This is a genomic window from Streptomyces sp. NBC_01485, assembly GCF_036227125.1.
GTDB lineage: Bacteria > Actinomycetota > Actinomycetes > Streptomycetales > Streptomycetaceae > Streptomyces.
Genome location: NZ_CP109435.1, coordinates 3,874,365 through 3,895,531 on the forward strand (window position 1 = coordinate 3,874,365; position 21,167 = coordinate 3,895,531).

General features: G+C 71.1%; 22 protein-coding genes. 8 read left to right on the forward strand and 14 right to left on the reverse strand.

Going from position 1 to position 21,167, the window contains the following annotated elements; all coding sequences use genetic code 11:
• The first annotated feature begins 30 nt into the window (after positions 1-30).
• Both OG352_RS17715 and OG352_RS17720 read left to right on the forward strand, forming a co-directional pair.
• Positions 31-282, forward strand: a complete 252-nt coding sequence (locus OG352_RS17715; RefSeq protein ID WP_329218060.1) for a type II toxin-antitoxin system Phd/YefM family antitoxin — start codon at positions 31-33, stop codon at positions 280-282.
• Positions 279-527, forward strand: a complete 249-nt coding sequence (locus tag OG352_RS17720; RefSeq protein WP_329218062.1) for a type II toxin-antitoxin system RelE family toxin — start codon at positions 279-281, stop codon at positions 525-527. Before OG352_RS17715 ends, OG352_RS17720 begins: the two co-directional genes overlap by 4 nt.
• 39 nt (positions 528-566) lie before the next feature.
• Here the strand turns inward: OG352_RS17720 and OG352_RS17725 are convergent, their stop codons facing one another.
• From OG352_RS17725 to OG352_RS17735, 3 genes are read right to left on the reverse strand one after another with little or no spacing between them, the layout of a single operon-like run.
• Complete coding sequence (locus OG352_RS17725; RefSeq protein WP_093776953.1) at positions 567-740, reverse strand: CsbD family protein; 174 nt, start codon at positions 738-740, stop codon at positions 567-569.
• 60 nt (positions 741-800) lie between these two features.
• Positions 801-1,163 carry a VOC family protein gene (locus tag OG352_RS17730; protein ID WP_329218063.1) on the reverse strand — a complete coding sequence of 121 codons (363 nt, stop codon included), beginning with the start codon at positions 1,161-1,163 and terminating at the stop codon, positions 801-803.
• On the reverse strand, positions 1,160-1,963 hold the full coding sequence (locus OG352_RS17735; RefSeq protein ID WP_329218065.1) for a trans-aconitate 2-methyltransferase: 804 nt from the start codon (positions 1,961-1,963) through the stop codon (positions 1,160-1,162). Before OG352_RS17735 ends, OG352_RS17730 begins: the two co-directional genes overlap by 4 nt.
• A 104-nt stretch (positions 1,964-2,067) precedes the next feature.
• Here OG352_RS17735 and OG352_RS17740 point away from each other — a divergent pair, with 104 nt between their 5' ends.
• The gene (locus tag OG352_RS17740) at positions 2,068-2,565 is read left to right on the forward strand and encodes a MarR family winged helix-turn-helix transcriptional regulator (protein ID WP_093776957.1); all 498 of its coding nucleotides are present in this window, start codon (positions 2,068-2,070) and stop codon (positions 2,563-2,565) included.
• Here OG352_RS17740 and OG352_RS17745 read toward each other — a convergent pair.
• Positions 2,524-3,291 (reverse strand): response regulator transcription factor, encoded by a 768-nt coding sequence (locus OG352_RS17745; protein ID WP_329218066.1) that lies wholly within the window; start codon positions 3,289-3,291, stop codon positions 2,524-2,526. The two genes, OG352_RS17740 and OG352_RS17745, sit on opposite strands and share 42 nt — an antisense overlap.
• A gap of 280 nt (positions 3,292-3,571) precedes the next feature.
• On the opposite strand from OG352_RS17745, the gene OG352_RS17750 reads away from it, so the two are divergent.
• Complete coding sequence (locus OG352_RS17750; protein ID WP_329218067.1) at positions 3,572-4,015, forward strand: GNAT family N-acetyltransferase; 444 nt, start codon at positions 3,572-3,574, stop codon at positions 4,013-4,015.
• Positions 4,016-4,049: 34 nt separating this feature from the next.
• Here the strand turns inward: OG352_RS17750 and galK are convergent, their stop codons facing one another.
• From galK to galT, 3 genes are read right to left on the reverse strand one after another with little or no spacing between them, the layout of a single operon-like run.
• A complete protein-coding gene (gene galK, locus OG352_RS17755; RefSeq protein ID WP_329218069.1) occupies positions 4,050-5,213 on the reverse strand; it encodes a galactokinase in 1,164 nt (387 codons plus the stop codon).
• Complete coding sequence (gene galE / locus OG352_RS17760) at positions 5,214-6,215, reverse strand: UDP-glucose 4-epimerase GalE (protein WP_329218070.1); 1,002 nt, start codon at positions 6,213-6,215, stop codon at positions 5,214-5,216.
• The gene (gene galT, locus OG352_RS17765) at positions 6,212-7,282 is read right to left on the reverse strand and encodes a galactose-1-phosphate uridylyltransferase (protein WP_329218072.1); all 1,071 of its coding nucleotides are present in this window, start codon (positions 7,280-7,282) and stop codon (positions 6,212-6,214) included. Before galT ends, galE begins: the two co-directional genes overlap by 4 nt.
• A gap of 123 nt (positions 7,283-7,405) precedes the next feature.
• Here galT and OG352_RS17770 point away from each other — a divergent pair, with 123 nt between their 5' ends.
• Both OG352_RS17770 and OG352_RS17775 read left to right on the forward strand, forming a co-directional pair.
• Positions 7,406-9,106 carry a sodium:solute symporter family protein gene (locus OG352_RS17770; RefSeq protein ID WP_329218074.1) on the forward strand — a complete coding sequence of 567 codons (1,701 nt, stop codon included), beginning with the start codon at positions 7,406-7,408 and terminating at the stop codon, positions 9,104-9,106.
• A gap of 36 nt (positions 9,107-9,142) precedes the next feature.
• Entirely contained in the window at positions 9,143-9,526 is a 384-nt protein-coding gene (locus OG352_RS17775; RefSeq protein ID WP_329218076.1) for a hypothetical protein, read from the forward strand.
• 24 nt (positions 9,527-9,550) lie between these two features.
• Here OG352_RS17775 and OG352_RS17780 read toward each other — a convergent pair whose 3' ends face one another.
• A complete protein-coding gene (locus OG352_RS17780) occupies positions 9,551-10,342 on the reverse strand; it encodes a hypothetical protein (protein WP_329218078.1) in 792 nt (263 codons plus the stop codon).
• On the opposite strand from OG352_RS17780, the gene OG352_RS17785 reads away from it, so the two are divergent.
• Both OG352_RS17785 and OG352_RS17790 read left to right on the forward strand, forming a co-directional pair.
• The gene (locus tag OG352_RS17785) at positions 10,343-10,837 is read left to right on the forward strand and encodes a DUF5753 domain-containing protein (RefSeq protein WP_329218080.1); all 495 of its coding nucleotides are present in this window, start codon (positions 10,343-10,345) and stop codon (positions 10,835-10,837) included.
• Between the two features lie 8 nt (positions 10,838-10,845).
• Positions 10,846-11,100 (forward strand): DUF397 domain-containing protein, encoded by a 255-nt coding sequence (locus tag OG352_RS17790; protein WP_329218081.1) that lies wholly within the window; start codon positions 10,846-10,848, stop codon positions 11,098-11,100.
• On the opposite strand, the gene OG352_RS17795 is transcribed toward OG352_RS17790, so the two are convergent.
• The 6 genes from OG352_RS17795 to OG352_RS17820 all read right to left on the reverse strand — a co-directional run bounded on the left by OG352_RS17795 (position 11,097) and on the right by OG352_RS17820 (position 21,073).
• Positions 11,097-11,768, reverse strand: a complete 672-nt coding sequence (locus OG352_RS17795; protein WP_329218083.1) for a helix-turn-helix transcriptional regulator — start codon at positions 11,766-11,768, stop codon at positions 11,097-11,099. The two genes, OG352_RS17790 and OG352_RS17795, sit on opposite strands and share 4 nt — an antisense overlap.
• Before the next feature lie 234 nt (positions 11,769-12,002).
• Positions 12,003-13,802, reverse strand: coding sequence for an outer membrane protein assembly factor BamB family protein (locus OG352_RS17800; RefSeq protein WP_329218085.1), 1,800 nt, complete (start codon positions 13,800-13,802; stop codon positions 12,003-12,005).
• 69 nt (positions 13,803-13,871) lie between these two features.
• Positions 13,872-15,767 (reverse strand): outer membrane protein assembly factor BamB family protein, encoded by a 1,896-nt coding sequence (locus OG352_RS17805; protein ID WP_329218086.1) that lies wholly within the window; start codon positions 15,765-15,767, stop codon positions 13,872-13,874.
• 191 nt (positions 15,768-15,958) lie between these two features.
• Positions 15,959-17,776, reverse strand: coding sequence for an ABC-F family ATP-binding cassette domain-containing protein (locus tag OG352_RS17810; protein ID WP_329218088.1), 1,818 nt, complete (start codon positions 17,774-17,776; stop codon positions 15,959-15,961).
• Between the two features lie 149 nt (positions 17,777-17,925).
• Positions 17,926-19,947 carry a sensor histidine kinase gene (locus OG352_RS17815; protein ID WP_329218089.1) on the reverse strand — a complete coding sequence of 674 codons (2,022 nt, stop codon included), beginning with the start codon at positions 19,945-19,947 and terminating at the stop codon, positions 17,926-17,928.
• Between the two features lie 346 nt (positions 19,948-20,293).
• On the reverse strand, positions 20,294-21,073 hold the full coding sequence (locus OG352_RS17820; protein ID WP_329218090.1) for an MHYT domain-containing protein: 780 nt from the start codon (positions 21,071-21,073) through the stop codon (positions 20,294-20,296).
• Between the last annotated feature and the right edge of the window lie 94 nt (positions 21,074-21,167).

Sequence of the window (21,167 nt, forward strand, 5' to 3'; positions counted from 1 at the left end):
GCTAGATTAACCTTGTGTCATCATCGGCGCATGACTGAGATCACGATCAGCGCAGCCCGTGCCCAGCTCGGCGACCTGGTCCGGCGCGCCGCCCACAGCCGCGAGACCATCGCCCTCACCGACCACGGGCACGTGGCGGCGCTGCTCGTCTCACCGCAGGTGATAGAGGATCTCGAGGACTCGCTGGCTCTCGCCGACTACCTGCGACGCAAGGCGGAGGGGACGCTCGAACCGGGCATCCCGCACGAGGAAGTCGGACGCATGCTGGGGCTGCGTCCGTGACCTACGGCATCATCTGGGAGCCCGCCGCGACGAACGCGGCCGTACGGTTCCTGAAGGACGACCCGACAGGGCTCGCCGCCGTCTACGAGGCCGTCGACGCACTCGCCGAGTCGCCACGCCCCCTTCACTCCTTCACCTACGGCGTGGACATCCGCCGCCTCCGCGTCGGCGACTACCGGGTCCTGTACCTCATCGACGACGAAGTGATCCGCATCCTGGTCACTCACCTGGGCCGGACGCCGTGACGTCCGGCCCCCGGCACGCCGTCCGGCCGACCGCGCCCGTCAGTGCTTGAAGGTGTCCTTGGCCTTTTCCTTTGCCTGGCGGGCGTCGCCCTTCGCCTGGCCGGCGCGGCCTTCGGCCTCCATGCTCTCGTTGCCCACGGCCTTGCCGAGCATCTCCTTGGCCTTGCCCTTGGCCTGTTCCTTCTTGGCCTTGGCCTTCTCGTCCTTCGCCATCGTCGATCACTCCCGTCACATCAGACATGGACGCCCCCCAGGTAACCCCGAGCGGGGCGCTCAAACGCCGGGTTCCAGGAACTCCAGCCGGTTGCCCACCGGGTCCCACACGTAGCAGCGCCGGTGTCCCGGCAGCCCGGTGTCCCAGGTCACCCGCGTGCCGTGGGACTCCAGCCGGGCGGCGTACGCCTCGATGCCGGTGACCCGCAGCCCCGGATGGGCCTTGCGCGCCGGACGGAAGTCCTCCTCGATCCCCAGATGCAGCCGCACCTCGCCCGCCTCGAACCAGCAGCCGCCCCGCGCGGCGAGTGCGGCCGGCTTGGGGGTCTCGGTCATGCCGAGGACATCGCCGTAGAAGCGGCGCAGCCGGTCCTCGGAGCCGGGCGGCGCCGCGAGCTGCACATGGTCGACGGCGGTGATCATCGCGGGTCCTTCGTCGCCACCGCGAACAGGCGGCAAAACGGCAGGACCGTGCCGTACGGGGTGGGCTGGTAGGCCTTGCGGAGGAGGTCGCGGTATTCGGTGACGAAGGCGGCCTGGGCCTCGGGGTCGTCGGCGAGGGCGTCGAGGGCGGGGCGCAGGCCGGTGCCCTTGGCCCAGTCGAGGACGGGGTCGTCGCCCTGGAGGACGTGGAGGTACGTGGTCGTCCAGACGTCGGTCGCGCAGCCGAGGCGGGCGAGGCGGTCGAGGTAGACGGCGGGGGCGTGGACGGAGTCCACGGGGCGCAGCGCCTCGCTGACGCGGCTCTTCCAGCGGGGCGTGCCGCCGAGTTCGCGCATGAGGGCGTGCAGCGGCGCGTCGAGGTTGTCGGGGACCTGGAAGGCGAAGGTGCCGCCGGGGGCGAGGCCGTCCAGCCAGCCGGGGAGGGCGTCGAGGTGGCCGGGGACCCAGTGCAGGGCGGCGTTCGACACGAGCAGGTCGTACGTCTCCGTCGGCGCCCAGGTGGCGAGGTCGGCGTGGACGAAGTCGAGGCGCGCACCGGCGTGCGCCGCCGCGTCGGCGAGCATCCGGGGCGAGTTGTCGTAGCCGGTGACGCGGGCGGTGGGCCAGCGGTCGGCGAGGAGGGCGGTGACGTTGCCGGGGCCGCAGCCGAGGTCTCCGATGCGGGGCGGGTCGCCGGGCAGGTCGGGGACGCGGGCGAGGAGGTCGGTGAAGGGGCGGGCGCGGTGGCCGGCGTGACGCAGGTACTGGGCGGGGTCCCAGGAGGGGTTGGTCGTCGTCATGGCTCGTACTCTCCCGCCCCACTTCTCTTCATGTCAAGAGACTTGATATGAAGATGCTCGACATCAAGAGACTTCACGTCGACACAACCACTACACTGATCGTCATGGAGGACGAGGTCGATCGGCTGGTCGCAGCGTGGCGCCGGGAGCGCCCGGACCTCGACGTGGAGCCGCTGGAAGTACTCAGCCGGGTGAGCAGACTGGCCCGGCACCTGGACCGCGCCCGCCGGCTGGCGTTCTCCGAGCACCAGTTGGAGCCCTGGGAGTTCGACGTCCTGACGGCGCTGCGGCGCGCGGGCGCCCCCTACCAGCTCTCGCCGGGGCAGTTGCTGACGCAGACGCTGGTGACGTCGGGCACGATGACGAACCGTATCGACCGGCTCACGAAGAAGGGCCTGGTGGAGCGACTGCCGGACCCGAGTGACCGGCGCGGTGTGCTGGTCCGCCTCACGGACGACGGCAAGGACCGCGCCGACCAGGCGCTGGCCGGGCTGCTCGACCAGGAGCGGGCGATCCTGGCCGAGCTGTCACACGTCCAGCGCGGTGATCTGGCCGCCCTGCTACGCCAGTTGACCGCCCCGTTCGACAACATCCCCGGCTAGGTCGACCGGTCCGACCCCGGCCCGGCGCGCGAGTGCGACGGCGGCGAGGGTGGAGTGGACCCCCAGTTTGCCGAGGACGTTCTGCATGTGGGTGCGGACGGTGTGCGGGGAGAGGAACAGCCGGTCGGCGACGGCCTTGCGACCCAGCCCCGCGACCATGCAGCGCAGCACTTCGCGTTCCCTCGGGGTGAGGGACTCGACGAGCCGTTCGCTCTCGGTGCGGTGCTTGCGGGCGGCGGTCAGCTCGCGCAGGACGCCCGTGAGCAGGGCGGGCGGCAGGTGGGTCTCCTCGCGCAGCACGCCGCGGATGACCGTCAGCAGCCGCGACAGCGAGCAGTCCTTCGCCACCCAGCCGGACGCCCCGGCCTGGAGCGCGAGGGCCGCGCGGCGCGGGTCGTCCTTCTCGGCGAGGACGACGATCCGGATGTGCGGCTGCCCGCCGTGGACGCCCGCGACCAGCGAGATCCCGTCGACGAGCCCGTCCTCCCCCACCTCCCGTACGGGTACGGCGGGCCGTATGCCCGGCAGGGCGGCGCCCAGATCGGCGTCGACGAGCAGCACGTCGTAGCGGCGGCCCTCGGCGGCCGCGCGCTCCAGACTGCGCAGTGCCGCCGGGCCGCTGCCGGCCGCGGACACGTCGACGTCGGGCTCGGCCGCCAGCGCCGCGGCGAGCGACTCGGCGAAAATACGGTGGTCGTCGACGACGAGAACTCGGATGCGAACCACGAAACCCCCTTCCCCAGGCTCCTTGGCGGAGCCGGGGACACCCCAAAGGTCCTGAGACGGAGAACGGGGACCGGCGCGGATACGACGCCCGGAGGGGGTGTCATGACCGCACGGCCGCCGCCGTGCAGAGACTGCTACCCCACCGCGGGCGTCGTATCCGACTGTCTCGCCCCCTGATCGGCACCGGCCCCCACCGGTGCTGTTCACAGGGTAGGGCCGCGGGCTGACAGCGGAAGGGAAAACGCGGAACTGGTTGGCCAGGGCGTTTATGGTGTGCCGCATGTTTCGTCTTGAGACAGAAGTCGACAGGACCCGGCGCGATCTTCTCCGTTCCCGGCTCCTCGACACCAACACCGAGGCCTCTCCGACCCTGCGCGCCCTGCGCGGTACGCCCGCCGGACGCGAGTCCCCGCTCCACGTCTGGGCGACCGGCCCCGGGGGCGAGCTCGCCGGCGGTCTGGTCGGCCACACCTGGACGACCTGGCTGCACGTCGCCCACCTCTGGGTCGACGCCCCGCACCGCGGCACGGGCCTGGGCAGCCGCCTCCTCGCCCGGGCGGAACGCGTCGCCTCCGGGGAACGGGGCTGCACCCGCGTACGCCTGGAGACCTGGGACTTCCAGGCCCCGGAGTTCTACCGGCGGCAGGGCTACGAGGTGGTGTGCGTGATCGAGGACTACCCGCCGGGCATCACGGAGTACACCCTGACGAAGCGGCTCGGGTAGGGCGCCCTCGGGCAGGGCGCCCGCACCCTTCGGCTCAGCCCAGCCGCCGCGCCCCCGCCGCGGGCACCGCCTCGAACACCCTCGGGGCCTTGAAGCCGGCGGCGGCGAAGGCCTCTTCGACGGCCTTGGTGAGGGTCTCGACGTCGGTCGCCTCGGCCAGCACGATCGCCGAGCCGCCGAAGCCGCCGCCGGTCATCCGCGCGCCGAGCGCCCCGCCGGCGAGGGCGGTGTCGACGACGAGGTCCAGCTCGGGGCAGGAGACCCGGAAGTCGTCCCGGAGGGAGGCGTGACCCGCCGTCAGGACCGGCCCGACGGCACGGGTGTCGCCGCCCGACTCCAGCAGCGCCACGACCTGCTCGACGCGCTGGTCCTCCGTCACCACGTGCCGCACCAGCCGCCGGACCTCGTCCTCGTCGCCGAGGCGGGCCAGGGCCGCGTCCAGGTCGGCGTAGGGGATGTCCCGCAGGGCGTCGACGCCGAGCAGCGCGGCGCCCTTCTCGCAGCCGGCCCGGCGCTTGCCGTACTCGCCGCCGCTGTGCGCGTGCGTGACCTGCGTGTCGACGACCAGCAGGCGCAGTCCCTCGGCGGCCAGGTCGAGGGGGATCTGCTTCTGGGAGAGGTCGCGGGTGTCGAGGAACAGCGCGTGGCCGGACTCGCAGCACGCGGACGCCGTCTGGTCCATGATGCCGGTGGGGGCGCCGACGTAGACGTTCTCCGCGCGCTGGCACAGGCGGGCGAGCTGCCAGCGTGCCAGGCCGAGGTCGTAGAGGTCGTTGAGCGCGAGGGCGACGACGACCTCGAGGGCCGCCGAGGACGACAGGCCCGCGCCCGACGGGACCGTCGACGACAGGTGCACGTCGGCGCCGGTGACCGGGTGACCGGCCTCGCGCAGCGCCCACACGACACCGGCCGGGTACGCCGTCCAGGCCCGGTCGGAGCCGGGCGCCAGGTCGTCCAGGCGGAGTTCGGCGACGCCGCTGTCGAGGTCGGCCGAGTGCAGGCGCAGCCGGCCGTCCGTACGGCGGGAGACCGCCGCGACGGCGATGTGCGGCAGCGCGAAGGGCATCACGAAGCCGTCGTTGTAGTCGGTGTGCTCACCGATGAGGTTGACGCGGCCGGGGGCCGCCCAGACGCCGTCGGGCTGCGCCCCGTAGAGCGTGAAGAACGCGTCCCGGACGGCCTGCTGCTGTGCCCCCACCTACTGCTCCCTTGCTACTGCACTGCTCGCGCTGCCTGCGCTGCCTGCGATCTGCTGGGCGAACTCCCACGCGTCCGCGACGATACCCGCGAGGTCCGCGCGGGACGGGTTCCAGCCGAGGCGCTCGCGGGCGGTGTCCGCCGCGGCGACCAGGGCGGCCGGGTCGCCGGCCCGGCGCGGGGCCATGACCTCGGGGATCGGGTGCCCGGTGACCGTGCGGGCGGTCTCGACGACCTCGCGGACGGAGAAGCCGTTGCCGTTGCCGAGGTTGCAGATGAGGTGCTCGCCGGGCTGGGCGGCGGCGACGGCCAGCAGGTGGGCCTCGGCGAGGTCGGCGACGTGGATGTAGTCGCGGACGCAGGTGCCGTCGGGGGTCGGGTAGTCGTCGCCGAAGACGGAGACGGCCTCGCGGCGGCCCTGCGCGACCTGGAGGACGAGCGGGATGAGGTGCGACTCGGGGTCGTGCCGCTCGCCCTGCGCGCCGTACGCGCCCGCGACGTTGAAGTACCGCAGGGACACCGCGCCCAGCCCGTGCGCCGCCGCCTCGCCGGTGATCATGTGATCGACCGCCAGCTTCGAGGCGCCGTACGGGTTCGTGGGCCGGGTCGGGGCGGTCTCCAGGATCGGGACCTGCTCGGGCTCGCCGTACGTGGCGGCCGTCGAGGAGAAGACGAGCTTGCGAACGCCGGCCTCGCGCATGGCGGCGAGCAGGGCCATGGTGCCGCCGACGTTGTTGTCCCAGTACTTCTCGGGCTTGACGACGGACTCGCCGACCTGCGAGAACGCGGCGAAGTGCAGCACGGCGTCGAAGGAGTCGTCGAGGTGCTTGCCGGCGTCGCGGATGTCGGCCTCGACGAAGGCGGCGCCCGCCGGGACGCCCGCGCGGAAGCCGGTGGAGAGGTTGTCGAGGACGACGACCTCGTGGCCGGCCTCCAGCAGGTGCTGGGCGACGACACCGCCCACATAGCCGGCTCCACCGGTCACCAGGTACTTCCCGCTCATGAACTCGCTACCTCTCGCAGTCGCCGGGCCGCGAACTCCGGCGGCACGTCGTTGATGAAGACGTTCATGCCCGATTCGGAGCCCGCGAGGAACTTCAGCTTGCCGGAAGTGCGGCGGATGGTGAAAAGCTCGAGGTGGAGCCCGAAGTCGTCCCGGTTGACGGCTGTGCCTTCATCGAATTCCTCCATCTCACCGAACGGCGCCTGGTGCCAGGCCGCGATGTACGGCGTGGCGGGCTCACCTTCCCCGAAGATCCGGTCGAAGCGCCTCAAGAGTTCCAGGTAGACCTTGGGAAACTCTGTGCGCGCGTCCTCGTCGAGCCCGAGCAGGTCGGGGACCCGCTTCTTCGGGTAGAGGTGCACCTCGTACGGCCAGTGGGCGGCGTACGGCACGAAGGCGACCCAGTGTTCACCCTCCAGGACGACCCGCTCGCCGGCGAGTTCACGCTCCAGGACGGCGTCGAAGAGGTTCTCCCCGCCGGTGGCCTCCTTGTGCGCGGCGACCGAACGCAGCATCAGGGCGGTGCGGGGCGTGGTGAACGGGTAGGCGTAGATCTGCCCGTGCGGGTGACCCAGGGTCACACCGATCTCGGCGCCGCGATTCTCGAAGCAGAACACCTGTTCCACGGAGGGCAGATGCGACAGCTCGGACGTCCGGTCCGTCCACGCGTCGAGGACGAGCCGTGCCTGCTCCTCGGTGAGGTCGGCGAAGGACGCGTTGTGGTCGGAGGTGAAGCAGACCACCTCGCAGCGCCCGGAGTCGCCGGCCAGGGAGGGGAAACGGTTCTCGAAGACGGCGACGTCGTACGAGGAGTCCGGGATCTCGCTGAGCCGGTCGCCCTGCGAGGGGCAGAGCGGGCACTCGTCGGCCGGCGGGTGGTACGTACGCCCCTGCCGGTGCGAGGCCACGGCGACGGAATCGCCGAGCAGCGGGTCCCGGCGTACCTCCGAAGTGGTGACCGTGGGGTCCAGTGGACGCTTGTCCACCGCGTCGCGCACCGAGTCGTCCCGCTGGTCGTAGTAGATCAGCTCACGACCGTCGGCCAAGCGGGTCGAGGTCTTCTTCACCGCGACTCTCCATCCGTACACCTAGCGAATCTTCAAACAGAACCAAACACATAAAACCATAAACCCCCACGGCGGTCACCCCCCACAACCGAACAAAGAACCACCAAGCGAAGTGAGCGGTGCATGCGAACCCCCACATATACGGCATACACGGCAGCACAGTTGGCGGCCGAGCTGCGGCTGCCGACGAACTGGCTCGACTACACGATCCTCGGTATCTACTTCGTCGTGGTCCTGGGCATCGGTTTCGCCGCCCGGCGGTCGGTGAAGACCACCCTCGACTTCTTCCTCTCCGGCCGCTCCCTGCCCGCCTGGATCACCGGTCTCGCGTTCGTCTCGGCCAACCTGGCCGCCACCGAGATCCTGGGCATGGCCGCGAACAGCGCGCAGTACGGGGCGTACACCGTCCACTGGTACTGGATCGGCGCGATCCCGGCGATGGTGTTCCTGGGCCTGGTGATGATGCCGTTCTACTACGGCAGCAAGGTCCGTTCGGTGCCGGAGTTCCTGCTGCTCAGGTTCGACAAGGGCGCGCACCTGCTGAGTTCGGCGCTGTTCGCGTTCGCGGCGATCCTCATCGCGGGCGTGAACCTGTACGCGCTGGCGATCGTCGTCGAGGCGCTGCTGGGCTGGCCGCAGTGGGTGGCGATCGTGGTGGCGGGCTTCTTCGTGCTGGCGTACATCACGCTGGGCGGTCTGTCGTCGGCGATCTACAACGAGGTGCTCCAGTTCTTCGTGATCCTCGCCGCGCTGATCCCGCTGTCGGTGCTGGGCCTGAAGAGGGTGGGCGGCTGGGGCGGCCTGACGGACAAGCTGACGGCGACCCACGGTGACGACTTCGTGACGGCGTGGGGCGGCACGGGCATCGGCAGCCCGAACCCGCTGGGCGCGAACTGGCTGACGATCGTGCTGGGTCTGGGCTTCGTCCTCTCCTTCGGCTACTGGACGACGAACTTCGCGGAGGTGCAGCGCGCGCTGTCGGCGAAGAACCTGTCGGCGGCGCAGCGCACTCCGCTCATCGCCGCCTACCCGAAGGTCTTCATCGTGTTCCTGGTGATGATCCCGGGCCTGGTGGCGGCGGTGCTGGTGCCGAAGATCGGCACCAGCGGCTCGGACCTCCAGTACAACGACGCGATCCCGTACCTCATGGCCCAGCTCCTGCCGAACGGCGTCCTCGGCATCGCGGTGACCGGCCTGCTGGCGGCCTTCATGGCGGGCATGGCGGCGAACATCTCGTCCTTCAACACGGTGTTCACGACGGACATCTGGGCGAAGTACGTGGTGCGGGGGCGGGAGGACGCGTACTACGTCCGTTTCGGCCGCCTGATCACGGCGATCGGGGTGGCGGCGTCGGTGGGCACGGCGTTCCTGGCGTCCTCGTTCTCGAACATCATGAGCTACCTCCAGACGCTGTTCTCCTTCTTCAACGTGCCGATGTTCGTCGTGTTCATCGTCGGCATGTTCTGGAAGCGGGCGTCGAAGAAGTCGGGGTTCTGGGGTCTGCTGGCGGGCACGACGGCGGCGATGGTGAACTACTTCGTCCTCTACAAGCAGGACGTCATCGGCATCCCCACCGACCAGGGCGCGAACTTCGTCTCGGCGATCGCCGGTTTCGTCGCGGGCGCGGTGGTGATGGTGGCGGTGTCCCTGTTCACGGCCCCGAAGCCGGCCGAGGAGCTCCAGGGCCTGGTCTACGGCACGGTGTCCCCCGGCATGTCCGAGGCGCCGGCGGCGGGCGACGACGCCTGGTACCGGCGGCCCGCGCTGCTGGGCTGGGGCGCGCTGATCCTGGCCGCCGCCTGCTACATCCCGTTCTCGTTCTGAGCCCGGTCGCGACTACTGCGGGAGGATGGAAAGACCATGTCCGAACAGAACGAACCGAACGAACCGTCCGAGCGGGCAGAGGCGGCCGAGCGGCTGCGGCGGGCGGGGTACTCCGAGGCCGACGTCCAGCGGGAGGTCACCGAGCTGGAGGAGAAGTCCACGACCGCGGCCCGCATCTTCGACCTGCGCCGCATCATCGGCGGCCTGTTCGTCGTGTACGGCGTGATCGTCACGATCGCCGGCATCACGGACGGCGACGCGGAGATCGACAAGGCCCAGGGGATCAACATCAACCTGTGGACGGGCCTGGGCATGCTGGCCCTGGGCCTCTTCTTCCTGACCTGGCTGAAGCTACGGCCCACGGCGCCGGTGACCCGGACGTTGCCACCGGAGGCGGTGGAGGAGACGCGGGGCGAGTGAGCGGGCGGTGAGCCGAGCTGGGCGCTACTCGGCGGGAGCGGCGGAAGCGGCCGGATCAGCGGGAGCGGCGGTGAACAAGTCCTCCGCGTTCTCCGCGTGCAGCGCCCGCTCGACCCAGGTTTCCAACAGGTCGAGGTCAAAGCAGGCCGTCACCCGGTCACGCACCGAGTCCGGAACCGGGATGCCACGCAGGCGGAGCAGCTTGAGGACCGTCGCGGCGCGTTCCAGGGCGACGCCTTCCTCCCGGCCCTGCTCGCGCACCTCCTCAGCCAGCGGGTGCCGCCAGAAGTACTGCATCGTCGTCATGAGGTCCCTCCACATCTGCTGTGCCTGGGGGTCTGCCAGGCATGAGTCGACGAACTGTGCGAAGACCGCGGCGGTGTCCCGGTCGATGGTTCGCAGGGCGGACGCCAGCGATTCCAGTATGGCGGGGGCCTGCCGACCCCGGCCGTGTGTCATGGCGGACAACACCGCGAGGGGTACGTCCCGCGCCGCCTCCCGCTCGTCCGCGATCACCGGCACGTTCTCCGGCCCCAGCACGAACGGCCACACCGCCATGGACGGCCGCCCCGGCACCCCTACGTAGATGGGCTCCGCCGCCCAGCGGGCTGTGGCCCGGTTCTGTGTGACGACGATGAGGACGGGCTCACACCGGAACTTCCGGACGAGGCGTTCATCGACGCGCTCACGGCCATGGCGGGCGATCGCACACGCGGTTGGTGGGACGACTATCGCGGAGTTCTGCCCCAGGTCAACCTTGATGTGGCCGAGGCGGAGCACCACGCGACGTTTCTGCGCGAAGTCGTCATCACGCATGTGCCCGGACTGCTCCAGACCCCCGACTACGCCCGAACGATCTTCCGGTACATGCGTCCGGAGCTACCCGAAAGCGAGTTGGCACCCCGCGTAGAGCACCGAATGCGGCGACGCGCTGTCATCGAGGGCGACAACCCAACGCCGTACGAGACGATCGTCCACGAGTTCGCCCTACGCGTCCGAGTAGCCGACCGCCAGGCCTCACTGGCTCAACTCCGTTGGATCCTGGACCAGATCGAGCGAGGCCACGCGACCCTCCGTATCATCCCCACCGACCAGGACGGGTTCGCTGGAGCCGGGGCCTCGATGCTCTACATGGACGGTCCGGTCCCCCGGCTGGACACCTGCCTACGGGACACCCCCACCGGTACCGCGTTCATCGACGCCGAACCCCACCTGGCCCAACTCCGAGCCCTCCTCGGCAAGGTGGAGAAGGCAGCGTTGGACCCCGCAGCGTCTCGGGACTTCATCCACCGCCTGACAAAGGAACTGTGAGGCACCCCATGGACCACACCTTGCGCTGGCAGAAGTCCACCTTCTCCGACGGTGGCGAAGGCAACACCTGCATAGAACTCGCCGTCTCCTGGCAGAAATCCACCTTCTCCGACGGAGGCGAAGGAGACACCTGCGTTGAAGTGGCCGCCTCCCCCGCCACCCTCCACCTCCGTGAGAGCGACACCCCCGCCACGGTCCTCACGGTCACCCCAACCGCCCTCGCGCACCTCCTCGCAGGCATACGCCAGGCCGCCGACCGCTAGGTCAAGCGGCCCGCCCGGTCCAGCAGCCCCGTCCGCGCGGCCAGCGCCGCCGCTTCCAGGCGGGAGCCCACGCCCAGTTTCATCAGGACTCGCTGGACGTGGGTGCGGGCCGTGGAGGGGGCGATGCCCATGCCGGCGGCGATCAGGCGGGTGTCCTCGCCGTCGGCGACGCGGAGCAGGACCTCGACCTCGCGCGGGGTGAGCATCTGGAGGAGGCGCTGGCCCTCGTCGTCCGGTTGGGCCGCCGGGTTGAGGAGTTCGCTGAACGCTCCTTGCAGTAGCGCGGGAGCCACCGCCGCCTCGCCCGACCGCGCCTTCATGATGGCGCGTTCCACGCCCTCGATGCGTTCGTCGTGGCGTACGTAGCCGGAGGCGCCCGCCGCGAAGGCCGCCGCGATGCCGCGTGGGTTCGGTACCGGGCCCAGGACCAGGACCGCGACCTGCGGGCGTTCACGCTTGATGCGGACCACCGGGTCGAAGATGCCCGGCTCCGCCGGGGTCGCCGTGCCGATCAGGCACACCTCCGGGGCGCGGGTGATCACCAGCTCGGCCGCGCCCGCGGCCGGCGCCGCCGCGGCGAGCACCCGGTGCCCCCGCAGTTTGAGCGCCGAGGCCAGCGCCTCGGCGAGCAGTCGGTGGTCGTCGACCACCATCAGCCGCACTCCCATCGAGCAACCCCACCCCCCAGTCCCCCCATGGACCAACAAAGGGTGCCCCCCGGCACCCCGTTCTTCATGCCCCCGGAAGCTACACGCTTGTTCGACGTTGCGCGCCCCCTACCGGCGAGAAGTGCCCCGGATCGCCGAAATTCCTCGCATTCGAGGGTCATGGGCGGTAAGTGAACGGCCCCGCCCCTGAACAGGGACGGGGCCGTCACGGCTGGAGACAGGTGATTAAGACGATCAACTGCCCGCGCCGCCCCACGCGACCGCCAGGTACTGCGGGTCGCCGCCCGAGGTCCCGCCGTCGTCGGCGTACACCTCCGACATGTACAGGCGGCCCTGGGCGAAGAGGACCTCGGAGTACTCCGGGGACAGGCTGGTCTCCAGGTCGCGCACCGACTCCGTGGACGGGTTCTCCAGCAGCTTGGTCTCCTTGAAGGAGCCGCCGTCGATGCTGACGACCTGTCCGCCCTTGTCGTACGGCGGCCGCTTGTACGCGATCAGGTCGGGGCCGTCCATGCGCAGCGGGTAGATCGTGTAGCCGTCGCCGGCGTCGGCGCGCTGGCCGGTCTGTTTGCCGGTGGCCAGGTCGAAGGCGACGACCTCGTTGGTACGGCTGGAGTCGCCGCTGTCGTGCTCCTCGGTCGGGACGTAGATCCGGTCGTTGCCGACGGCCACACTCGTGCAGGCCTCGACCTTGGTGATGCCTTCGCAGTCGGCCGCGTACTCGTCGCCCGGCACCGAGATGCGGGTGCGCAGCTTGCCGGTCTTGTTGTCGATGGAGAAGAAGTCCGAGATGCCGCTGCCGTCACCGGCGCTGTCGCCGACGTCGGCGGCCACCACCAGGGGGTCGCTGGACACGACGGACGCGTAGTCGATGCCCGTGGCCAGCTTGTACTCGGAGAGCACCTTCCCGGAGGCCGGGTCGATGGTCTGGATCTGCAGCTCGGGGTTGTCGTACGAACCGCACTTGCGTACCGCGACCAGCTTCGGGCCGCCGCCGTAGCCGGCGTCGTAGCAGGTGTCGGCGGGCTTCGGCGACCACAGCACCTTGCCGGAGTCGATGTCGAACGCGGCGCCGCCGTCGGTGCTGCCCAGGGCGACCGTGTTCGCGCTGACGGTGACGTTGTCGAAGTCGATCGCGTAGTCGCCGGAGGTGACGGTCTTCGTCCACAGCTGCTTGCCCGCGGCGAGGTCGATCGCCCCGATCTGGTCGCAGCGGGACGTCTCGGCCGGGCTCGCCTGGAAGAGGATCGCGGTGCGGTAGTCCTCGGTGGCGAACCTGCTGGCCTCGCACACCGGGCCGGGCAGCTTGACCGACCACAGCTTGGTGCCCTTGGCGGGGTCGTAGCCGGTGATCTCGTTGACGCCGGTCTTCACGTAGGCCTTGTCGGTCACCCAGGAGCCCTGGACGCCGACGCTGTCGTCCTTCTTGACGACGGGCATCGGAAGCTTGAAGAGGACGTCGGACGCGGGGTCGGCCGGCACCTTCTCGCTGCCGCCGGACGACGTGCCGCCGGTGCCGCCGCCCGTGCCGCCCGTACCGCCTGTGTCGCCTCCGCCGCCGGTCGGACCGGCGGTGGTCTTCTCGTCGTCCTTGCCGCTGTCACCGGACTTCGAGTACCAGACCCCACCGCCGATGATCAGCGCGACCGCGACGGCGGCGGCGGCGATGATCGCCATCTGCGCGTTGAACTTCCGGCCGGCCTGCGGCGGTTGGGGGTGCATGGGCATCGTGGGCTGGCCCGGGTAGCCGTAGCCCGGCTGCTGGCCGTAGGCCCCCTGCTGGTGGGTCGGGTAGCCGTAGCCGGGGTTAGCGGGCGGGGGCTGCTGCGGGTACCCGTAGCCCGGCTGGGGCTGCGGAGGTCCGGGCGGCGGGGCCTGCGGCGGAACCTGAGGTGCCTGGGGTGGCTGACCCGGGGCCTGAGGTGCCTGTGGGTAGCCGTAGCCCGGCTGGGGCACCGCGTCCTGCGGCGGCGGGGGCGGGCCGAAGCCGCCCTGCGGGGGCTGGTTCGGTGGTGGGGGTGGCGGCTGGGTCATGGTGTGGGTACCTCGGGAGAGCGGGCCGCGGCGGCGGCGGACGACGGGCGGAGAAGGTGGCGGGTCGCCTCACTTGCCGTAGGCGAGCATCAGCTTCTCCTTCGTGTCGTCGTTGCCCGTCAGCCGGGTGGAGGAGAGGTAGAAGCGGCCGCCGACCCAGTCGAGGTCGCGCGAGGAGAAGCCGTCCTCGATGTCGGCCGTGCTCTCGGGCAGTTGCATCAGCGTCGCCGGGGTGTGGGCGGAGCCGGCCGTCGGGATGCCCACCACCCGGCCGGGCGCGTCGTACGACGGCTCCACGTACGCGACGAGGTTGCCGCCCTCGACCTTGACCGGCACCATCGCCTCGTCGGTCGGGGACTTCGCGCGCCACTTCTCCTTGCCGGTGGAGAGGTCGATCGCCACGATCTCGTTGGGACCGCTGTTCGCCTCGGTCGGCAGGTAGAGCGTGCTCGCGTCGGAGGCGGTGCCCACGCAGCCCGTCAGGTTGCGCTGGAGGAAGCCGAAGCCGCACTCGGGGGCGAAGTCCTCGTCGAAGCCGACCTGCGAGCGGAACGTGCCGTCCGGCTTGAACGTCGAGATGTTCCAGGAGTTCTTGTCCTCGTTGGTGCTGTAGACGACCAGCGGGTCGACGGAGTACGTCTTCGAGACCGTCCAGCCCTTGTCGAACTTCTGGGTCCACCTGACCTTGCCGGTCGCCGGGTCCAGTTCCTGGATCTCGTCGTGCTCGTTCGCCCCGGTCGCGTCGCAGGACGCCACCGCGTACAGGCGGGTACCGCCCGCGAACGCCGTCGGGAAGCACGCGTCGCCGTACTTCTGCTTGTCGTACAGCTTCTTGCCGGTGCGCACGTCGTACGCCGTCCCGGACTGCGAGCGGCCCACCATCAGGGTGTTGCCCGTGAGCGACAGCTCGATGGTGATCGCGCTGTCGAACAGCGCGCCGTCCGCGACCACGCCGCTCCAGCCCTTGGCGCCGGTGGCCAGGTCGATCTGCTGGAGCTGGTTGCACTTGGCGCGGTCGCTGGTGCCGGTCATGTAGGCGACGACGACCTTGTCGTCCGCCGTCTTCTGCGGGGTGACCGCGCAGATCTTCTGCGGGAAGCCGATGGTGGGCCAGGTCGGCCTGCCGTCGCCGACGTTGTACGCGACGACCTCCTTGTACGCCGCCTTCACGGCCGCCTTGGAGGTGATCCACATGCCGGGGGCGTCGGCACCGGAGGCGGGCGCGTCGGGCGCCTCCTTGTACCAGAGCACCTTCGCCTCGCCGGACTTGCGGCCCGCGTTGAAGTCCTCGGTGTCCGCTCCGCCGTCGCCGCTGCCGTCACCGGGGTTGACCGGGGCGTCGCTCGACGACGACGTCGCCTTGCCGTCGCCGCTCGGTCCGGCGACCGGCTCCTTGCCGCCCTTGTCGTCGCCGCCCGCGACCGCGAACACCGTCCCGCCGATCACCAGCAGCGCCGCCACCGCGGCCCCGACCACCAGCGCGGGCCGCCCCTTGAAGGGGTTGCGGCCGCCGCCGGGCGGGGTGCCGGGGGCTCCGGGTACGCCGGGCGCGCCCGGGAACTGGGGCGGCTGGGCCGGGTAGCCGTAGCCGGGCTGCTGGGAGTAGGAGGCGCTCGGCTGACCGTACGGGCCGGGCTGCTGGGCGGCGTAGGGGCCGGGCTGCGCGTAAGGGCCGGGCTGCTGTTGCGGCGGCCGGCCGTAGGGTCCCGGCTGCTGCGGGTACCCGTAACCGGGCTGCGGGGCCTGCGGTTGCGGCGGCTGAGGCGGCGTCTGGGGCGGCACGGGCGGCATCTGGGGTGCGCCGAACCCGCCTTGCGGGGCCTGGGGCGCCTGTGGTGCCTGTGGCGCCTGCTGCTTCTGCGGTTGATGCTGCTGCTGCTGGTGTTGCGGTTGTTGCTGCGGCGGCTGGTCCTGCGGGCTTCCGAAACCACCCTGCTGCGGCGGCTGATTGGGCGGCTGAGCCATCAGCGTGTTCCCCCTATGTCACTGCTTTTTAGCCACGCCCCCAGGTCAGTGACCCACCCTGAGCCGTCTTCAGAAAGTTCTCAGACGGCTCTTTCTATCACCCGTGACCGACGGCTCCGGGAGCCGATCCGCCCCTGTTCCCAAGGGAGGACCGGCCCGTGATGCCGTCGTTATGCGCCTTCACGCACCCTTCACGCGTCCTCGGCGAGTTCCAGCCATCGCAGCTCCAGTTCCTCGCGCTCGCCGGTCAACCGGCGCAGCTCGGCGTCGAGTTCGGCGACCTTCCCGAAGTCGGTGGCGTTGTCGGCGATCTGGGCGTGCAGCTTGGACTCGCGCTCCGAGAACTTGTCCAACTGCCGCTCGATCTTCTGGAGTTCCTTCTTGGCGGCGCGCTGGTCGGCGGCGCTCCTCTCCGGCTTCTCCGACCCGGACTTCTGCGCGAGCGCCGGGGCGGAGGCGGCGGCCGCGGCCTCCTCCATGAGCCGGCGGCGCTCGATGTACTCGTCGATGCCGCGCGGCAGCATCCGCAGGGCGGCGTCGCCGAGGAGCGCGAAGACGCGGTCGGTCGTCCGCTCGACGAAGAAACGGTCGTGGGAGATGACGATCATCGAGCCGGGCCAGCTGTCGAGGAGGTCCTCCAGTTGGGTGAGGGTCTCGATGTCGAGGTCGTTGGTGGGCTCGTCGAGGAAGAGGACGTTGGGCTCGTCCATGAGGAGGCGCAGGATCTGGAGGCGGCGGCGTTCACCGCCCGAGAGGTCGCCGACCGGCGTCCACTGCTTGTCCTTGTTGAAGCCGAACGTCTCGCACAGCTGCCCGGCGGTCATCTCGCGCCCCTTGCCGAGGTCGACGCGCTCGCGCACCTGCTGCACGGCCTCCAGGACGCGCAGCCCGGGGTCGAGTTCGGTGACCTCCTGCGACAGGTAGGCGAGCTTGACGGTCCGGCCGACGACGACCTTGCCGGCCGCGGGCTGCTCCTCGCCCTCGCTCCGCGCGGCGTCGGCCAGGGCGCGCAGCAGGGACGTCTTGCCGGCGCCGTTGACGCCGACGAGGCCGATGCGGTCGCCGGGGCCGAGATGCCAGGTGATGTGCTTCAGCAGTACCTTGGGGCCGGCCTGGACGGTGACGTCCTCCAGGTCGAAGACCGTCCTGCCGAGCCGGGACGAGGCGAACTTCATCAGCTCGCTGCTGTCGCGGGGCGGCGGCACGTCCGCGATCAGCTCGTTGGCGGCCTCGACGCGGAAGCGCGGCTTCGACGTCCGCGCGGGGGCGCCGCGGCGCAGCCAGGCCAGCTCCTTGCGGACCAGGTTCTGCCGCTTGGTCTCCTCCGTGGCGGCGATGCGCTCACGCTCCGCGCGGGCGAAGACGTAGTCGGAGTAGCCGCCCTCGTACTCGTGGACGTCGCCGCGCTGGACGTCCCACATGCGGGTGCAGACCTGGTCGAGGAACCAGCGGTCGTGGGTGACGCAGACGAGCGCGGAACGGCGCTCGCGCAGATGCCGGGCGAGCCAGGAGATGCCCTCGACGTCGAGGTGGTTCGTGGGCTCGTCCAGGACGATCAGGTCCTGGTCGTCGATCAGCAGCTTGGCGAGCGCGATCCGGCGGCGCTCGCCACCCGACAGCGGGCCGATGACGGTGTCCAGGCCCTGCGGGAAGCCGGGCAGGTCGAGCCCGCCGAAGAGCCCCGTCAGCACGTCCCGGATCTTGGCGTTGCCCGCCCACTCGTGGTCGGCCAGGTCCCGGATGACCTCGTGCCGGACGGTCGCGGCGGGGTCGAGGGAGTCGTGCTGCGTGAGCACGCCCATGCGCAGCCCGCCGGAGTGCGTGACCCGGCCGGTGTCGGCGTCCTCCAGCTTGGCGAGCATGCGGATCAGCGTGGTCTTCCCGTCGCCGTTGCGGCCCACGACGCCGATCCGGTCCCCTTCGGACACGCCGAGCGAGATGCCGTCGAGGAGCGCACGGGTCCCGTACACCTTGCTGACGTTCTCGACATTGACCAGATTGACGGCCATTTCTCTCCTGCCCGGGGTGGATCGATCGACCCTCCAGGGTAGTCCGGCGTGGCGTTTTGCTTTTCAGGCTGCTTTTCGGAGCGCTTCCCAGGTCGCTTTCAGGGCGTTTTCCGGCCTTTTTCGGGGCGTTTCGTGAGCGCCGGCCGTCATCACGGCTCGTTCCGGGGAAGCAGTCCGGCGGCCGGTGCCAGCCCCCGCTCCTGACCGCCGGTGACATGGAGCATGTCGTCGCGCAGCAGCGCCTCCGGGATGAAGACGGCCGCGGTCGCGCCGCCGCTGGGCGAGGACCGCAGCTCGACGCCCAGTCCCTGCCGTTCGCGCAGCCGGTTCACCACGATCAGGCCGATCTGCTTGGCGTCCAGGAGGTCGACCTTGTCGGACTGGATCTTGCCGTTGGCCTCGGCGAGGGCCTCCTCGTTCAGGCCGAAACCGCTGTCCTCGACCTCGATGAGCACGCCCTCGCGCAGCCGCGCGGCCCGCAGTTGCACCTGGGTGCTGGGCGGCGAGAAGGACGTCGCGTTCTCGACGAGCTCGGCGAGCAGATGGATCACGTCGGCGACCGAGCCGCCCATCAGCGACACCCGCGGCGCCACCCAGATCTGCACGCGCTCGGCGCTCTCGATCTCGGCGACGGCGGCCCGCAGGACGTCCGCCAGCGGGATCGGGTCGCGCCAGCCGCGGCCGGGCGCCATGCCGGACAGGATCAGCAGGCTCTCGGAGTGGCGGCGCATACGGGTGGCGAGGTAGTCGACGCGGAAGAGGTCATGCAGCTCGCCCTGGTCGTGCTGGCGGCGCTCCATGGCGTCGAGGAGATCGAGCTGGCGGTGCAGGAGCACCTGGCTGCGGCGCGCGAGGCTGACGTACACGCCGGAGATCCCGCTGAGCAGTTCGGCCCGCTCGGAGGCGGCCTTCAGCGCGGCCCGCTGGACGGCGGTCAGGGCGGTGGAGACCTGGGCGAGTTCGTCGCCGGCCAGGCGGCGCATGGGGGCCTCGGCGTCGATGTCGACGCCCTGCCCGGCGTGCAGCCTGCGCATGGCCTGCGGCAGGCTGCGGCCGGCCACCTCCAGCGCGGAGTTGCGCAGGTCGAGGAGTTCGACGATCAGGCCGCGGCCGACGATCACGGAGACCAGCAGCGACAGCAGCACACCGACGAGGCCCAGGACGACGGCGATCCCGGACGCGCCGAGCGTGTCCCAGCCGAACGGGTCTGCCTTCGCCGTCTCGCCGGTGCCGGCGACGGCCTCGGCCGCGGTGAGTCCGTCGAGGACGTCGGACGCGGCGGTGTCCCAGCCCCTCAGCGCGGCCGCCGACACGGCCGCGTCCCCGGGGCCCGCGGCACGCACCTGGTTCTCGACGCGCTGCACGCGCGCGTACGCGGCTGAGTCCAGTACGCCGTCGTACGCCGTCCGGTGGGCGGCCCGGAGGTCGGCGACCCCCGGTGCGAGCAGTTCGCGCTGGGTGGCGACGGCGCCGACGAACAGCGCGTACCGGTCGCGCGTGAGCGTCCCCTGTGCCCGCGCGGCCCCCAGCAGCGCCTGCTCCCGGGCGACCGCCTCGCGCGCCCGGCCCAGTTCCAGTACGACGCGGGCCTCGGACACCGAGTCGGTGGTGTCGTCGCCGGTGAGCGCGCCGGCCGCCGAGAAGCCGTGCTGGACGATCGCCGAGTAGCGCGTGTAGGCGACGGTGGCCGCCGCGCCCTTGGCGGTCGCCTCGTCGGTCGGCTTGGCGGTCGGCTTGGCGGTCGGCTTGGCGGTGACCTTGTCGCGCAGTGCGTCGAGGCCGCCCGCGTCGGCCTCCAGGACGTCCAGTCGCCCGGGCAGCCCGGCGTCCAGGAGCGCGGCGTCCGAGCTGGAGGAGTTGATGCCGGCCAGCAGGGCGACGGCGGCCTTGTCGGTGACCGACGCGGCCTCGGTGAAGGCGTCGGGGGCGTCCGCGTACCGCATGGCGGCGCTCCGCTCGGATTGCAGCGCGGTAATGAACTCGCCGACCGGGGTGAGCAGTTCGGCGTTGACGTCCTTGGCGCGCTCGGTGTCCCCGATGCTCGACGCGGTCGTCACCGCCGCGAAGCCCCACAGGGCCATGAGGGACACGACGGGCAGCATGAGCAGGGCGACGATCTTCGCGCGCACGGATCTGGGGCGCAGGCGGGCGGGGGTGCGGAGGATGCGCATGGGGACCTCGTGGGGGTGGGTGAGGTGAGGTGAAGGGGGCGAGGCGAAGAGGGCGAAGGGAGGGGGTGCGGTGGGGCGCGCGAGATGGGGGTGCGGTGTCGGGTGGGGCGCGTGATGGGTGTGCGCGCCGGTCACGGGCGGCGCGTGCGCGGGACGCTCACGCCCGCCCGGTGACGGCCGGGTGGCCGGTGACTCGCCCTGGACGGCGGCCGGTTGCACGGGCGGGCGGGCGACTCCCCGCGCACGCCCGGCTCACGGCGATCCGCGCAGGTGGGCGCGGGGCGACGCGCGCCCACTTTCACGCCGGGGGGGACGTACCGCAGGCCGACCTCCCTCACAACAGCCCTCAGGCCGTGGTCAGTTCGACCTCGCGCAGGAGTTCCGCGGCGACGGCCGACTCGTGGCGCTTGCCGGTCGGGGACAGGGCGACGTACGCGGAGGCGAGGAAGAGGAAGGAGCCGAGCACGACGGCCAGCGGGAAGATGAACCCCGTGGCGGTGACGCCGGGCAGGGCGGCGCTGCTGGGGGTGAGGTCGATGCTGACGGCCCACATCGCGGTGTAGTGCATGCTGCTGACCGCGAGTCCCATGACGAGGGCGGCGACGGCGGCCAGCACCGGGCCGCGCACGATCAGGGTGAGGGTGAGCGCGGCGGTCGCGGCGACGACGGCGATCACGATCGACGCGGTGACCAGGACCGGGTCGTAGCCGACCCGGCCGTGCAGGTTGAGGGCGGCCATGCCGGTGTAGTGCATGGCGGCGACGCCGAGCCCGGTGCCGAGGCCGCCGAGCAGGACCGACACGACGCGCGAGCGCCCGTATCCGGCGGTGCAGACGCCGGCCGCGACGACGCCGACGGCCATCAGCAGGCTGAGGACGGTCAGCGGGACGTCGAAGCGGATCGGGGTGCCCTCGACGCCGAAGCCCAGCATGGCGACGAAGTGCATGGTCCAGATGCCGGAGCCGATGGCGAGCGAGGCGAGCAGCAGCCAGTTGCGCTTGGACGCGCCGTCCGCCTCGAGTGCCCGGACGGTGCAGCGCAGTCCGAGCGCCGAGCCGACGCAGGCCATCGCATAGGACAGGACGGGGGTGACCCATCCGGCGCTGAAGTGATCCATGTGTCCCATGGGGACTTCCTCTCGGCCGTGGCGCGAGCAGGGCACGCGCACGCGGTACCGCTGGTAACAGCAGACGGGGGGGTTGGCTGATCATGCCACCCGC